This window comes from Arthrobacter koreensis (assembly GCF_035792275.1).
GTDB classification, from domain to species: domain Bacteria; phylum Actinomycetota; class Actinomycetes; order Actinomycetales; family Micrococcaceae; genus Arthrobacter_B; species Arthrobacter_B koreensis_A.
On sequence record NZ_JAMWKK010000015.1, the window covers coordinates 23,673 to 38,341 of the forward strand.

At 65.9% G+C, this 14,669-nt stretch carries 13 protein-coding genes and 1 tRNA gene; 7 read left to right on the top strand and 7 right to left on the bottom strand.

From position 1 onward, the window contains the following. Positions 1 to 2: 2 nt before the first annotated feature. The 6 genes from NGB94_RS14180 to NGB94_RS14205 all read left to right on the top strand — a co-directional run bounded on the left by NGB94_RS14180 (position 3) and on the right by NGB94_RS14205 (position 5,834). A complete protein-coding gene (locus tag NGB94_RS14180) occupies positions 3 to 314 on the top strand; it encodes an L-rhamnose mutarotase (RefSeq protein ID WP_325791329.1) in 312 nt (103 codons plus the stop codon). Continuing rightward, complete coding sequence (locus NGB94_RS14185) at positions 311 to 1,273, top strand: aldo/keto reductase (protein WP_325791330.1); 963 nt, start codon at positions 311 to 313, stop codon at positions 1,271 to 1,273. Before NGB94_RS14180 ends, NGB94_RS14185 begins: the two co-directional genes overlap by 4 nt. Beyond that, positions 1,263 to 2,201 carry an amidohydrolase family protein gene (locus tag NGB94_RS14190; protein WP_325791331.1) on the top strand — a complete coding sequence of 313 codons (939 nt, stop codon included), beginning with the start codon at positions 1,263 to 1,265 and terminating at the stop codon, positions 2,199 to 2,201. Before NGB94_RS14185 ends, NGB94_RS14190 begins: the two co-directional genes overlap by 11 nt. Further along, positions 2,194 to 3,702: a sugar ABC transporter ATP-binding protein gene (locus NGB94_RS14195; RefSeq protein WP_325791332.1), complete on the top strand. Its 1,509-nt coding sequence runs from the start codon at positions 2,194 to 2,196 to the stop codon at positions 3,700 to 3,702. The genes NGB94_RS14190 and NGB94_RS14195 overlap by 8 nt, the downstream gene beginning before the upstream one ends. Continuing rightward, positions 3,699 to 4,760 (top strand): ABC transporter permease, encoded by a 1,062-nt coding sequence (locus NGB94_RS14200; RefSeq protein WP_325791333.1) that lies wholly within the window; start codon positions 3,699 to 3,701, stop codon positions 4,758 to 4,760. The genes NGB94_RS14195 and NGB94_RS14200 overlap by 4 nt, the downstream gene beginning before the upstream one ends. Before the next feature lie 102 nt (positions 4,761 to 4,862). Beyond that, a complete protein-coding gene (locus NGB94_RS14205) occupies positions 4,863 to 5,834 on the top strand; it encodes an ABC transporter substrate-binding protein (protein ID WP_325791334.1) in 972 nt (323 codons plus the stop codon). 74 nt (positions 5,835 to 5,908) lie between these two features. On the opposite strand, the gene NGB94_RS14210 is transcribed toward NGB94_RS14205, so the two are convergent. Next, positions 5,909 to 6,580 (bottom strand): FadR/GntR family transcriptional regulator, encoded by a 672-nt coding sequence (locus NGB94_RS14210; RefSeq protein WP_325791335.1) that lies wholly within the window; start codon positions 6,578 to 6,580, stop codon positions 5,909 to 5,911. Positions 6,581 to 6,636: 56 nt separating this feature from the next. Beyond that, positions 6,637 to 7,461 carry a crotonase/enoyl-CoA hydratase family protein gene (locus NGB94_RS14215; protein WP_325791336.1) on the bottom strand — a complete coding sequence of 275 codons (825 nt, stop codon included), beginning with the start codon at positions 7,459 to 7,461 and terminating at the stop codon, positions 6,637 to 6,639. 99 nt (positions 7,462 to 7,560) lie between these two features. Here NGB94_RS14215 and NGB94_RS14220 point away from each other — a divergent pair, with 99 nt between their 5' ends. Next, positions 7,561 to 8,217 carry a hypothetical protein gene (locus NGB94_RS14220; protein ID WP_325791337.1) on the top strand — a complete coding sequence of 219 codons (657 nt, stop codon included), beginning with the start codon at positions 7,561 to 7,563 and terminating at the stop codon, positions 8,215 to 8,217. Here NGB94_RS14220 and NGB94_RS14225 read toward each other — a convergent pair. From NGB94_RS14225 to NGB94_RS14245, 5 genes are all read right to left on the bottom strand, one after another. Beyond that, positions 8,214 to 9,233 carry an aldo/keto reductase gene (locus tag NGB94_RS14225; protein WP_325791338.1) on the bottom strand — a complete coding sequence of 340 codons (1,020 nt, stop codon included), beginning with the start codon at positions 9,231 to 9,233 and terminating at the stop codon, positions 8,214 to 8,216. The genes NGB94_RS14220 and NGB94_RS14225 overlap by 4 nt on opposite strands. Positions 9,234 to 9,329: 96 nt before the next feature. Next, the gene (gene lhgO / locus NGB94_RS14230; protein WP_325791340.1) at positions 9,330 to 10,535 is read right to left on the bottom strand and encodes an L-2-hydroxyglutarate oxidase; all 1,206 of its coding nucleotides are present in this window, start codon (positions 10,533 to 10,535) and stop codon (positions 9,330 to 9,332) included. 83 nt (positions 10,536 to 10,618) lie between these two features. Further along, positions 10,619 to 11,977, bottom strand: coding sequence for a magnesium transporter (gene mgtE, locus NGB94_RS14235; protein ID WP_325791341.1), 1,359 nt, complete (start codon positions 11,975 to 11,977; stop codon positions 10,619 to 10,621). Between the two features lie 346 nt (positions 11,978 to 12,323). Beyond that, a tRNA-Ser gene (locus NGB94_RS14240) sits at positions 12,324 to 12,414 on the bottom strand. A gap of 72 nt (positions 12,415 to 12,486) precedes the next feature. Beyond that, positions 12,487 to 14,601, bottom strand: coding sequence for a prolyl oligopeptidase family serine peptidase (locus NGB94_RS14245; protein WP_325791342.1), 2,115 nt, complete (start codon positions 14,599 to 14,601; stop codon positions 12,487 to 12,489). Positions 14,602 to 14,669: the final 68 nt, after the last annotated feature.

Sequence of the window (14,669 nt, forward strand, 5' to 3'; positions counted from 1 at the left end):
CAATGGAACGCATCGCGCTGCATACGCGGCTGAAGCCAGGACGGGAAGCAGAGTACGACGCAGTTCATGCCACTATTCCCGCCGACCTCGACGCAGCGATGCGGGAGGCCGGGGTAGCCAGCTGGCGGATCTGGCGGAGCGGACTGGATCTCTTCCATGTAGTGGAAGCCCAGGACTACGCGGCCATGCGCCGGTTCCTGGCCGCCCATCCCGCCAACATCCCGTGGCAGGCACAAATGGCTGAGCTTCTCGACGTCGAGGACGACTACTCCGGAACCGACCGCGGCATCAGCCAGGTCTGGGAACTGCCATGACCGGCGCCGGGCTGGGCCCGCTCGGGTTTGGGTGCGCCGGAATCGGCAATATGTACCGCGGGATGTCCGACGCCGATGCCGCCGCCACCCTGCAGGCTGCCTGGGACGGCGGCAGCCGGTACTTTGACACCGCCCCGCACTACGGACTGGGTCTATCCGAGAAACGCCTGGGCGCATTCCTGTCAGGACGCCCCCGGGATGAGTTCACGGTCTCCACCAAGGCAGGGCGGCTGCTGGTCGAAAACCCCCGCTTCACCCCGGGCATGATGGACGATGAAGGCTTCGCCGTGCCTGCCCGCTGCCGCCGCCAGTGGGATCCCAGCGAAGCGGGCATCCGGCGGTCGCTGGAAGAGTCCCTGGACAGGATGGGGCTGGACCGGACCGACATCCTCTACCTGCACGACCCCGACGCGTATGACCTTGCCGCCGGAATCGAGCAGGGACTGCCCGCCCTGGAGAAACTGCGTGCCGAAAAAACTGTGGGCGCGATCGGTGTCGGCGCCAACTCCGCCAAGACACTGCTGGCCTGTGTCGAAGCCGCCGACCTGGACTACATCATGCTCGCCGGACGCTACACCCTGCTGGACCAGCCCGCCGCGCAGCAGCTCCTTCCACGCTGCCTGGAGAAAGGCGTGCAGGTCATCAACGTGGGCGTCTACAACTCGGGGATCCTCGCCCGGCCCCGGGTCAGCGCAGACTCCCATTACAACTACGCCCCCGCCTCGGGGGAGCTGCAGGCCAAGGCCGAACGCATTGCCGCTGTCTGCGAAAGGTTCGGCACCGACCTGCCCACAGCGGCGCTGCACTTCAGCCTGCGGCATCCCGCCGTTGCCGCCGTGGTCGCGGGAGCTTCCAGCGCTGCACAGGCAGCGCAGAACGCCGCCCGCATGCAGGCACGTGTGCCCGAAGAGCTGTGGGATGCGCTCGCCGCAGAGGAGCTGATCCCTGATGCCGTCTGAAGGGCAGTCCATCTCTCCGGCAGGGGAGGGCCGGCATCCGGCGCAGCGGATCGACTCCCACCTGCATCTCTGGGACCTCACGTCCGGCGGATACAGCTGGCTGCTGCAGGCCGCGTCCGAGCTGCGCCGCAGCTTCCTGCCCGAGGAGGCCGGAGCCCTGCTGGACATCGGCGGAATCGACGGTGCCATCCTGGTTCAGGCGGAGGACAGTACCCGGGACACGGCGTTCATGCTGGCCGCGGCCCGGCACGCCTTTGTGCGGGGCGTGGTGGGCTGGGTCCAGCTGGACTCACCGGCAGACGCCGCCGGACAACTGGCCGGCTGGCTGCGGGAACCGGTCTTTGTGGGTGTCCGCCATTTGGTCCACGACGACCCGCGCCCGGATTTCCTGCGCCTGCCCGAGGTGCGGGCTTCTCTCTCACTGGTTGCCGAGGCCGGACTCACGTTCGACATTCCGGATGCCTACCCCGGCCACCTTGACCAGGTTGCGGGCCTGGCCGCCGCCCTCCCGGACCTGAGGATCGTCGTCGACCATTTGGGCAAACCGCCGCGGAACGCCGGGAAGGCGGAGTTCCTCCGCTGGGAGCGGCAGCTGCGGGAGGCAGCCGATTATCCCAACGTCTCCGCCAAGGTTTCCGGACTGCGGGTCGAGGGCACCGGCTACACCACTGAGGCCCTTCGCCGGACGTGGGACATCGCCCTGGACGCCTTCGGACCCCGGAGGCTGCTTTACGGCGGCGACTGGCCCGTCAGCGGACCGAAGCAGTACGGAGAGACGCTCAGCGTCATCGACTCGCTGGCCGCCGGCCTGGGCCCGGGAGGCCACGCAGCAGTCATGGGTGGAAATGCCGAGCGGATCTACCGACTGACGGCGGCGGGAACCGGGCGGGAAACAGCGGATGACATGAAAGCAGGCAGTTATGAGTGAGTACCTTCTGGAAGTAGAGGGGATCAGCAAAGCATTCCCCGGTGTCCAGGCGCTCGACGACATGCGCCTGAACCTGCGGCACAACGAGGTCCTGGCGCTGGTGGGAGAGAACGGTGCCGGGAAGTCCACGCTGATGAAACTGCTTTCGGGGATCGAGACGGCGGACGCCGGCACCATCACGCTGAACGGCAGGAAGATCACGGTGGACAGCCCCCGCCATGCGCAGGAACTGGGCATCAGCATCATTCACCAGGAATTCCACCTGATGAGGGACCTGACCGTTGCACAGAACATCTACATCGGCCGCGAACCGCGTACCGGACCGTTTTTGAATGAACGTGCGCTCAACAAGAAGGCGCAGGAGCTCTTCGACCGCATCGGAATCGACCTGGACCCCAGGCAGCCCGTGGCCCAGCTGACCGTCGCACGCCAGCAAATGGTGGAGATTGCCAAGGCCCTGTCCTGGGAATCGGTGCGCGTGCTGATTATGGACGAACCGACAGCGGCCCTTAACGACGCCGAAGTAGCGTCCCTGCACGGGCTCATCCGCCAGTTCACCACCCCGGAAACCGGCGTCATCTACATTTCGCACCGAATGGATGAGCTCAAAGCCATCTCTTCCCGGGTCACCGTCATCCGTGACGGCGAGTATGTGGACACAGTCGATACGGCCGCCACCACCATGCGCGAAGTCATTTCCCTGATGGTCGGACGGCAGGTCAGGACCGACCAGCGTCCGGTCCGTAGCGAAGTCAGCGGAGAACCGGTGCTGCGAGTGCGCGGACTCAGCACCAAGTCACTGCTCAACGACGTGAGCTTCGACCTGCACCCCGGTGAAATCCTGGGCTTCGCCGGGCTTATGGGGGCCGGCCGCACCGAAGTGGCCCGGGCCATCGTCGGGGCGGACCGGATCACCGGCGGAACCATCCAGCTCCGCGGCCGCGACGTAAAGATCACGACGCCGGCAGCCGCCGCCGCGCTTGGCATCGGCTACCTGTCCGAAGACCGCAAGCACCTGGGCCTGATGCTGGAGCGGAGCGTAGCCGAGAACATCGTGGTAACGTCCCTGCCCAAGTTGAGCACCGCCGGCTTCGTGAAGGCAAAGGCCATCCGCGAACAGGCCACTGCATCAATCCAGCAGCTGCGCATCAAGACCCCCGGCATCCGGCAGAGCGCCAAGAACCTCTCCGGCGGCAACCAGCAGAAAGTCGTGATCGCCAAATGGCTCTTCCGCGACTGCGACATCCTCATCTTCGATGAACCAACCCGCGGAATCGACGTCGGAGCGAAGGACGAGATTTACGCGCTGCTGAACGAACTCGCCGCGGCCGGGAAATCAATCATCATGATCTCCTCCGACCTTCCCGAAGTGCTGCGCATGTCCCACCGCATAGCGGTCATGAGCGAAGGCCGCATCACCGGTGTCCTGGAGAATTCCGGGGCCACGCAGGAAAACATCATGGAACTGGCCACACAAGGCAAAGGAGCCCCAGCAGCATGAGCACGGTAAACAAAGCACCAGAGGCTCCCACCGGCAGCCCGCAGTCCGCGGGAGGTCCGGGACGGCTCCGCAGTGCCCTGGCGGTGACCAGCCCGGGACTGCGCGTCAGGTTCCAGACCTCTCTGCAGCAGCTGATGGCATTCGGTTCCCTGATTGTCCTGGTTATTCTCTTCGGCATCCTGAACCCGCGGTTCCTGCAGCCCACAAACCTCTCGGACATCCTCCTTTCCACCGTGGTCATCGGGCTGCTGGCCCTGGGCGCAACCTTCGTGATCGTCACCGGAGGCATCGACCTCTCCGTCGGAACGGGCATGAGCCTGTGCTCGGTCATGACCGGTGTTGTGCTGACCAACCTCGGCATGCCCCTGATCTTGGGTGTCCTAGGCGGCATCCTGGCCGGAGCGCTCATGGGGGCAGTCAACGGATTCTTCGTCTCCTACCTGAAGATCCCGCCCTTCATCGCCACGCTGGCCATGATGATGGTGGCTCAGGGGCTGGCGCTGGTGATCTCGGGAACCAAACCGATCTACTTCAACGACACCCCGGGCTTCAGCTCTATCGCCCTGGGCAAACCGATCGCCGGACTGGTTATCCCCAACGCCGTGTTCATCTTCTTCGCCGCCGCCGTCATCGCAGGGATTGTTCTGAGCCGGACCCTGATCGGCCGGTACACCTTCTCCATCGGCAGCAACGAAGAAGCCACAGCGCTCTCCGGCATCAACGTGCGCAAATGGAAGATGCTCATCTACACGCTCGCCGGGTCCTTCACCGGACTGGCCGGCGTGATGATCGCGGCCCGGCTTAACTCGGCCCAGCCCGGACAGGGCATGGGATACGAGCTCCAGGCAATTGCCGCCGTCGTTATTGGCGGAACCTCACTGGTGGGCGGCAAGGGATCGATCATCGGCACCGTCATCGGAGCCCTGATCATGTCGGTGATGACCAATGGGCTCCGCGTCATCTCGGTGCCGCAGGAATGGCAGAACGTGGCGATCGGCGTCGTGATCCTGATTGCCGTGTACCTGGACATGCTCCGCCGGAAGGAGAACACCACGTAGATCCGGCGCCGCGGACTCCGCCCGCATATTCCCCTCAGCAGCGTTTATCAACCACTCAAGCACCTGGCACTTCACTGGTTCTTCAACAAAGGAGTTTTAGACATGATCCGGAAAAAGCTCGCGGCAGTCACGGCCGCCGCAGCACTGATGCTCAGCATGACCGCCTGCGAAAGCACCGAAAGCAGCGCGGATGACAACGGCGGCACGCCGTACATCGCCATCGTTTCCAAGGGTTTCCAGCACCAGTTCTGGCAGGCGGTGAAGCAGGGTGCTGACCAGGCGGCGGAGGAGTTCGGCGTCGAAATCACCTTCGAGGGCCCGGACAAGGAAACCAACGTGGACCAGCAGATCCAGATGCTGACGACGGCGCTGGGCAAGAATCCTTCCGCCATCGGTTTCGCGGCCCTGGACAGCCAGGCAGCCACCCCGCTGCTGGAAGAAGCCAAGTCCAAGGACATCCCCGTGGTGGCCTTTGACTCGGGCGTGGACAGCGACATTCCGGTAGCCACCGCCACCACTGATAACAAGGCTGCCGCAGCCGAGGCTGCCAAGCAGCTGGCAGACCTGATTGGCGGCAAGGGGAAGATCGCCGTCATCGCCCACGACCAGACCTCCAAGTCCGGAACGGACCGCCGCGACGGATTCCTGGAATGGATGGAAGAGAATGCTCCGGACATTGAAGTGGTCGACGTCCAGTACGGCGACGGCGACCAGCTGAAGTCCACCGACGCGGCCAAGGCGATCATTGCGGCCAACCCTGACCTGGCTGGAATGTACGGAACCAATGAAGGCTCGGCCATCGGCGTCGTGAACGCCGTGAAGGAACTGAACCTGAAGGGCAAGCTCACCATTGTGGGCTTCGACTCCGGCAAGGCACAGATCGACGCGATCAAGGACGGCACCATGGCCGGCGCCGTGACGCAGAACCCGGTGGGAATCGGCTACGAAACGGTCAAGGCGGCCGTTGCCGCAGCCAAGGGTGAGAGCGTGGAAAAGGTCATCGACACCGGCTTCTACTGGTATGACGCCAAGAACATCGACTCGGACGAGATCAAGCCGAACCTCTACGAGTAAACCAGTTGGCCCATACGGAAGATGCCCCGCCGGTTTTGGACCGGCGGGGCATCTTCTGTATGGCGGGCGAACGGCTAGAGGGACTGGCGGAGCCAGTTTTCCACGCCGCTGACATGGACGGTCATGAGTGCGCGGGCGAGTTCGGCGTCTCCGCGCGAGAGGGCGGCGGCGATGGCGTTATGTTCGGCCAGCGTGGCTGTGACGGCCTTGTCCTGGGTGAGTCCGCGCCACACCCGGGCACGGACGGTGCTGCTGGAGAGCCCGTCCAGGAGGCTCTCGAGGTAGGAGTTGCCGGACGCCTTGGCGATGAGGCTGTGGAAGGCGAGGTCATGGGCCACCAGGTCCTCCACCGAGGTGTCTTCCTGCACGGTGTCGATCATCGCGTTCAGTTCTGCCAGCTGCGGCTCAGTGATCCGCTGGGCGGCCAGCGAGGCAGAGCCGGGTTCGAGGATGCGCCGGACCTCGAACAGCTCAAGCACTGATTTGTCCTGGTGCAGGTCCACCACAAAGGCCATGGCCTCGGTCAGCAGCTGCGGCTCCAGGCTGGTGACGTAGGTGCCGTCCCCCCGACGGACATCAAGCACCCGGATCAGTTCCAGTGCCTTGACGGCTTCCCGCATGGAGCTGCGTGAAAGCCCCAGGCGCTCGCTGAGGTCCTTCTCCGGAGGAAGCCGGTCACCTGCCTTGAGCTCACCTGAGATGAGCATGTCCTTGATCTTGGTGATCGCTTCGTCCGTAACAGCCATGCCTACATCCTAATGGTCGGATGTTTGCCGGATGCACCGCTGCCGGCCGGTGGACGCTAGTCCCCGGTAAAGACAGCGGGGCGGCGTTCGGCGAATGCCCGGCCGGCTTCGGCGAAGTCTCGGCTGGGGAGGAACGCTGTGTTCCACACCTGGACGTAGTCCAGTCCGGCCTGCGCAGCCGGCTCGCTGCCCTGGTTCAGGACCTGTTTCACACCCTGGACCACCAGCGGTGGATTCGCCGCGATCTGCGCCGCCAGTTCACGGCCGCGCCCGACGACGTCGTCCGCCAGTTCGGTGACCAGGCCCAGTTCACGGGCGCGGACGGCGTCGAAGTCTTCGCCGGTGAGCGCGAGGTGCCGGGTGGTACCGGCACCGATGAGGGCCGGGAGCCGCTGCAGCGACCCGAGGTCGGCGACGATGCCCACTCGGACCTCCCGGATGCTGAAGCGGGCGCCGGGGGCTGCGATGCGGATGTCCGCAGCCGTGATGACGTCCACGCCGCCGCCAATGCACCAGCCCTGCACAGCGGCCACTACGGGTTTGCTGCAGCGCGCCACGGAACTCACGGCATCCTGCAGTGCCTTGATCTGCTGCCGGAAATCCGCACGCAGGCGGGCGTCCGTTCCGCGGGATTCAAGGAGCGGGCGGAACACCGGCTCCATGCCCGGCAGGTCCAGTCCGTAGCTGAAGTTCTCACCGGACCCGTAGAGCAGGACGGCCCGAACATCCTCGTTCGCATCCAGTTCGGCGAAGACCCGGGGAAGCTCGGACCAGAAATCAGGACCCATGGCGTTGCCCTTCGACGGGCCGAGCAGCTGCACCTCAGCCACCGGACCGTCGTATGTGACGTGCAGGGACCGCAGGTCGGATTCGGTTTTCATGGCGTCCTTACGTGGTAGGCCGGGAGGCGCGGGTGTGTCCTGGGCGCCAATATACCGGCGGCGCCCCGTGGGCCGCCGGGAAAAAGCTAGGATCAAGGTATGGAGTTTGTGGTCATTGTCCTGTTCGTCGCTGCGATCGTGCTCGTGAACTTTCTGGTCGGACGCGCCCAGCGAAAGCGGGCCGGCCGTCCGGCCGCTGAGAAACCGAAGCAGTCCGGGAGCGGGAGCTCCGCGAAACCGCTCCGCACCCCTGCCGGAACCTCGCTGGAGGCGGCGCGGGAAGCCGTGGCCCAGCTGGACGAAAAGGGCCACCAGCAGGTCTACGCAGCGATCGCCCAGGGCCAGCCGATCCGCGCCATTCAGCTCTATGCCCAGAACACAGGGTGCGGGCTGCGTGCCGCCAGCGCCGCGGTAGCCTCCATGGCCTCACATCCGGTTCCCTTTACCCGTCCGCGGCAGGAGCAGCCTCCCGTCCAGGAAGCTGCCGCGACCCCGCCCGCTGACGCCTCCGGTCCCGTGGAACCGGCAGAAGCGCCCGAAGCGCCGGAAACTCCAGAGGACCAGACCGCTGCCGGACGGGAAACAGCCGCCCGCGACGCCGCTGCCCGCAGCGCTGCGGCCTCACCCGCTGCGTCCGGATCCGGGGCTGCCGGAAAGGACAAGCCGGAGGAAAAGCCGAAGGACAAGGACGCGGCAGCTCCCGACGACGCCGAGATCAGCCGCTGGGCGCAGAACCTGCGCCCCGAGGACTTCTAGAGCTTCCGGGCGCGCTGGTTCCGCCCGTCGTGGCCGTAGGGATAGTTGCCCACGGCCGGTGCACTGGCATCATTGAGCCGCCGGATCTCAGCCGGCGCCAGTTCGAGCTGCGCTGCCTGCAGGTTGCCCTCGAGCTGGTCGGGTGTGCGGGCTCCGAGAATCACGGATGTCACCCCGGGACGCCCGGCAAGCCAGGCCAGGGACACCTGCGCCGGAGATGCGCCGTGGGCGGAGGCAATCTCATGGACGGCGTCCAGGACTTCCCACGTCTGCGGGTTGGAGCTGCGCAGATCCCAGCCCTGGAACTGCCGGGCCGGATTCTCGCCCACTCGGGTGTTGCCGGACGGCACAGTCTCACGGTGGTATTTGCCCGTCAGCCAGCCGCCCGCCAGCGGTGACCAGGGGAGCAGGCCCAGTCCGGCGTCGAGCGCTGCCGGCACTATCTCCGATTCGATCTCACGCTCCAGCAGGTTGTACTGCGGCTGCAGGGTGACCGGGGCCCGCCAGTTGTGCAGTTTCGCTGTCCAGACGGCCTTAGTCAGCTGCCAGCCGGTGAAGTTGGAGAACCCGTAGTAGCTGATCTGCCCGGAGGTGACCGCGTCCTGGAGGAAGCCTAGGCTCTCTTCCAGCGGGGTCAGCGGATCCCAGGAATGCAGCTGGTACAGGTCGATGTGGTCAACGCCGAGCCGGCGCAGTGACGCCTCCAGGGCGAGGCGCAGATGCCGACGGGAATTCCCGGCGTCGTTTATGTCGCCGCCGGTGGGGAAGCGTGCCTTGGTAGCCAGCACCATGGTGTTGCGGGCGGTCTGGTTCGCGTGCAGCCACTTGCCCACGATCTCTTCAGAGGCGCCCTCGTTGTAGATGTCCGCAGTGTCGATGAAGTTGCCGCCGGCTGCCAGGTAATCCTCCAGCATCCGGTGCGAGGTCTTTTCATCGGTTTCATTGCCGAACGTCATGGTGCCTAGGGCGTAGTTGCTGACAGCAGTTCCGCTGTTGCCCAGCAGGCGCATCTCCATGGGTAGTTTCCTTCCGAGCCGGTTGGTGGTGGTGCGCTCCAGCCTAAGCCCCCTCCCGCGGCGCGGAACAGGTGGCGTGCCTGCGGCGGCCGGGGTTCAGGCTTCCGGGAACAGGTAGCTCGCGATGAGGTAGTCGGCGATGGCGAGGGACGACGTCGCCGCAGGCGAAGGGGCGTTGCGCAGCAGCGTGACCGGTCCGCGCCGGTCCACCGCGAAATCATCGACCAGGGAGCCGTCCCGGTCCCATGCCTGGGCGCGGACTCCGGCTGCGGTCTTGGCCGTGAGATCGGAGGGCATGAGCTCCGGAATGAACCGGCGGGCACGGGAGTAGTAGACGGGCTTCAGCAATGATTCGCCTACCGAATCCAGCCCCATTTTCCAGTACCTCTTTGCCAGCGGCAGGGCGCCGGGCCAGCGCAGCGACTCAAGCGTGTCCCGGACGGAGACTTTCCCCCAGCTGTAGCCTTCCCGGGCCAGCGCGGGGACGGCATTGGGTCCCACATGGATGTCGTCGTAGACCCCGCGGGTGAAGTGCACGCCCAGGAAGGGGAAAGCAGGATCCGGTACCGGATAGATCATCCCGTTGACCAGATGGTTCCGTGCGGGGCTGAGTTCCCAGTATTCACCGCGGAACGGCAGGATCTTGGGTGACGGATCCGCTCCGGCCAGCCGCGCCACGACGTCGGACTGCAGGCCCGCGCAGGCGATCACCTGGTCGAAGACCTGCTCTGAGACTGCCGTCCGGATGCGGACCCCGGCACCTTCGGCCTGAAGCCCGGTGACCTTCTGGCCCAGCCGGATGGTGCCGCCGGCGGCACGCACGTCCTGCGCCATGGCTTCGGTGATGGCGGCGTAATCGACGACGGCGGTGCGAGGCGAGTGGACGGCAGCGATGCCGGCGACATGGGGTTCAATCTCGCGCAGCTTCGCGGGGTCGTCGATGCGGGTCAGGCCGGGAACGCCGCTGGCAAGGGAACGGGACTCGATGTCCGCCAGGGCAGGCAGGTCCGCCTCGTCCACAGCCACCACGAGTTTGCCCACTTCGCGGTAGGGCAGGGATTTCTTCCGGCAGTAGTCCCGGATCCGCTGCCTGCCCTCAGCGCAGAGCCGGGCCTTCAGCGAACCCGGTTTGTAATACAGCCCGGCGTGGACCACTCCGGAGTTGTGGCCGGTCTGGTGGGCGGCCAGCCGGGCTTCCTTCTCGAAGACGGTGACTTCCCCGAGCCCGCGAAGGGTTAGCGCCCGGGCAAGGGCTATGCCTACGATGCCGCCGCCGATGATGCCGATCTTCTGTTCGCCCACCCGGGTGTCCTTCCGCTGGTCCTGAGGTGAGTGTAGAGGGCAGCGGCGCTGCGGCGGGGCCGCCCGCGGGAGTAAATCCCCTGTTAGAGGCCCAGGATGGCTGATGCGATCAGGAAGTAGATGATCAGTCCGGTGGCATCGACGAAGGTGGAAATGAACGGATTGGAGAACACCGCAGGGTCCACGCGCAGGGCCTTGCCCAGCAGCGGCATGAGTCCGCCGACGGTGGCCGCCATGGTGCAGACGCCCAGCAGCGTCAGTCCGATGACCAGTCCGAGGGGCACTGTGAAGATGGCGGCAGCGACGGCAAACCCCAGCCCGCCGAGGAGCAGGCCAAGCCAGGCACCCACCTGGACCTCGCGGGCCACGACTTTGAGGACGTCCCCGGGCCGGACATCGCCCAGTGCCAAAGCGCGGGTAATGGTCGTGGCCGCCTGGTTGCCGGTGTTCCCTCCGGTGCCGATGAGCAGCGGAATGAAGAGGGAGAGGACCACCTGCTCGGCGAGGGTGGCTTCGAAGGTGCCCATGACCTTGACTGTCAGCGTGGCGCCCAGCGCCAGGACCAGCAGCCATACCACCCGGGCCCGGACGATGCTGCGCACCGGGGTGGCAAGATACGGCCGGCGCAGCGGCTCGGCCCCGCCGGTCCGGGCGGCATCCTCGCTTTCGGCGTCCTCGAGGATCCTCAATGCATCGTCCACGGTCAGGATCCCTACAAGCCGGTTTTCCGCATCAACGATCGGCAGGACCAGGACCTTGGCATCAGCGCAGTACCGGGCCGCTTCCTCCGCATCCATCGCAGCGGGGGCAGACAGCGGTTCCTTCATCAGCTCCGAGACCAGGTCTGACCCGGCGGCGCGCAGCACATCCCGCAGCGAGACCACGCCGACCAGGTGGCGGCTGCCGTCAGTGACGGGGAGTGTATAGACGCTCTCGGCGTCGTCGAGCCGGGCACGCACCCGGTCCAGGGCCTGGGCAGCCGTCATATCCGGATGCGCGGTGACGAACTGCGGGCTCATGTAGCGGCCCACGGCCCCCTGGGGGTAGCCGAGAACCGTGCCGGTGAGGGCCCGGTCCTTTTCGCTGAGTCCCAGGATCAGGCGGTTGGCCACCGACGCCGGCAGCTCGTCAAGCAGTGCCACCCGGTCATCAGGGCTCAGGGCGGCAAAGACCTCAGCCACCTGAGTATCCTGCAGCCCGGACACGAGGTCAGCCTGCAGCCGCGCATCCAGCCGCTCGAACACCTCGACCGCACGTTCCTTTGGCAGCGTACGGTAAGCCAGTGCCCGGTCGATGGTATTCAGCCGTTCGAGCTGTTCCAGGGTTCCGGCAACGTCCAGCGGTTCAAGGGCCCTGGCCACCAGGGGCACGCTGTTCTGGCTAAGCGCCTCGGCGAGCAGCTCGGCGCTTGCGTCGAATGAAAGGGTGGGTGATTTGATCACGGTCAGGTTCCCTCCTGAGGGGCGCACAGCAGAACCGCGGGCAGGCCGCGGAGTGCGCAGGGATTGAGTGTGCTGGCTCGGAGCGTTACCGCAACCGCACGGGCTCAGGCCGGAGGGAATCGGGGAGTCGCAGCAGGGCTGCGGGGCAATCCCGGAGACTGCCGCTTTGCAGCGGGAATCTTAGGGCCGGGAAGGCGCGGTGGTTAGGTTCCCAGGGCGTAGGCGAGGCCCGCGCGGTTCGGTAGATCGACTATTTCCGTCGTCCATGTGTGCGGTTCACCTGCCCTTCCTGCAATTGATCGGATATGAAGACACCCCGGTCTGGAAGACCGGGGTGTCAACACGTTGGCGGAGACGGGGGGATTTGAACCCCCGGTGGGCTTTAGGCCCACACTTCATTAGCAGTGAAGCCCATTCGGCCGCTCTGGCACGTCTCCATTTGCCCTGGCAAACTCACGCTGCCAGCCTGTCAAGACTACCCACAACGGGGTGCTTTCGGCAAAACAGGTTCAGGACAGGCGGCCGGTCAGAGCTTCCCAGAGGAACTCATAGGACATCGCGTGCATCCGCGCGGACTGGCGGTTGTCCGCAGCGCCCGCGTGGCCGCCTTCCAGTGCTTCATGGAACCAGACCCGGTCCACGCCCAGTGCCTTCATCCGGGCCGCCATTTTCCGGGCCTGGACCGGACCCACACGGTCATCGCTGGTGGCAGTCCAGATCAGCGCCGGCGGGTACTGCACGTCTTCGCGCAGGAGGTGGTACGGGGAGAAGGTCTTGATGAACTCCCACTGCTCCGGGTCATCCGGATCGCCGTATTCGGCAATCCAGGACGCGCCCGCGGAGAGCTTGGTGTACCGGCGCATGTCCAGCAGCGGAACTCCGCAGGAGACCGCGCCGAAGAGCTCCGGGTAAAGCGTGAGCATGTTGCCCACCAGCAGGCCGCCGTTGCTGCGCCCGGTGCAGCCCAGATGATCGCGGGATGTGACGCCGCGTTCCGTCAGGTCCCGGGCGACGGCGGCGAAGTCTTCATACGCGCGGTGCCGGTTCTGCTGCAGGGCTGCCCGGTGCCAGTCCGGTCCGTATTCGCCGCCGCCGCGGATGTTGGCCAGCACATAGACGCCGCGCCGGAGGGTCCCTGAACCGTCCGTGTAGCTGCGCTCCAGCCAGCCGCGCCCCACAACGCCGGAGTAGGCAGGAGTGAGGGCCTGTTCGAACCCGCCGTAACCGGAGAGGACTGTTGGATTCCCGCCGTCGAGCACCATGTCCTTGTGTCCCACCTGGAAGTACGGCACGCGGGTGCCGTCCTCGGACACCGCGAAGTGCTGCTCTACCGTGCAGTCGGAGGCATCGAAGAACGCAGGGGAGGCCTTGACCGGGGCTGCCGGTTCTCCCGGTTTGCCCAGGGTTCCGCGGGACAGCGTGGACGGAGTGGTGAAACCGGTGCTGACCAGCCAGTAATCGTTCCCGGCTGCTTCGTCCTCGTCGTCCACCGCATAGGCGTCCACGGAGTGCAGGGGCGGGCAGGCATCGAGTTCTGCCGCGGACCAGTCCGCAGCAGGATCAAGCACCTGGATCTCGGAGGAGACATCCCGCAGCAGGTTCAGCAGCAGGTAGTCGCGGGTCCAGCTCCAGGACTGGAGTGAGACTGTGGGTTCGGGCGTGAACAGGGTGCGCAGGTTGCGGCCGCCGGCCAGGAAATCCGCCAGATCCGCGGCCAGGAGCGAACCGGCCTTGTGCAGCGTGTCACCGACCAGCCAGTCGGTGCGCGGCCGCATGACCAGCCACTGCCGGTGCAGGTCCACGTTCACGTCCAGCGGCACGTCGATCCGGGTCCAGTCCCCGTCCTGCCGCAGGTAGGTGATGCTGTCGTAGAAGTCGATGATGTCCACGGCCAGGTCCCGCTCGAAGCCGGGCGTCTGGTCATGATGGACATAGCCCATCATGTGGTCCTCGGGCACCTCGAAGTACAGCGGGGCAGAAGCCGGTTCCGCTCCGCGGTGCAGCGTGCGGACGGTGCGGGGATAAGAGGACGCAGTCATGCTGCCCGGGCCAAAATCCGTGGCCACGTACAGGGTGTCCGGTCCGGCCCAGGAGACCTGGGTCTTGGCAACCGGAAGGTCGAAGCCGCCGGGCACAAAGGCGCGGTCGACGACGTCGTACTCCCGGTACCGGGAGGCATCGCCGCCGTCGGGAGAGAGGATCACCAGGGCGCGCCGGTAGGAAGTGCCGTCTTCCGGGCGCAGGAACCGGGCCCCGCCCCAGACCCATTCGGTGCCTTCGGCAGCGCCCAGGGCGTCCACGTCCAGCAGGATTTCCCATTCGGTGCCGTCACCGGCGTAGCTCTCCCACGTAGTGCGCCGCCAGAGTCCCTTGGGGTGCTCGGCATCCCGCCAGAAGTTGTAATACCAGTCTCCGCGCTTGGCCACCATGGGGATTCTGTCCGTGGAGTCCAGGACTTCGAGCAGCCGCTCTTCGGTCTGCTCAAAGTCCGTGGCGGAGAGCAGCGCCTCGGTCTCGGCGTTCTGCGTCCGGACCCAGTTCAGCTGCCTGTCCCCATAGATATCTTCGAGCCAGAGGAACTCGTCCTCGGTGTCCTGCGGGGTTTCTGCGCTCGCGGAAGTCATGAGCCAATCCTAGGGGTGCCCGGTGACATTGGCTTGTGAAGCGGGCCACAGGAGATGGACATGATGTG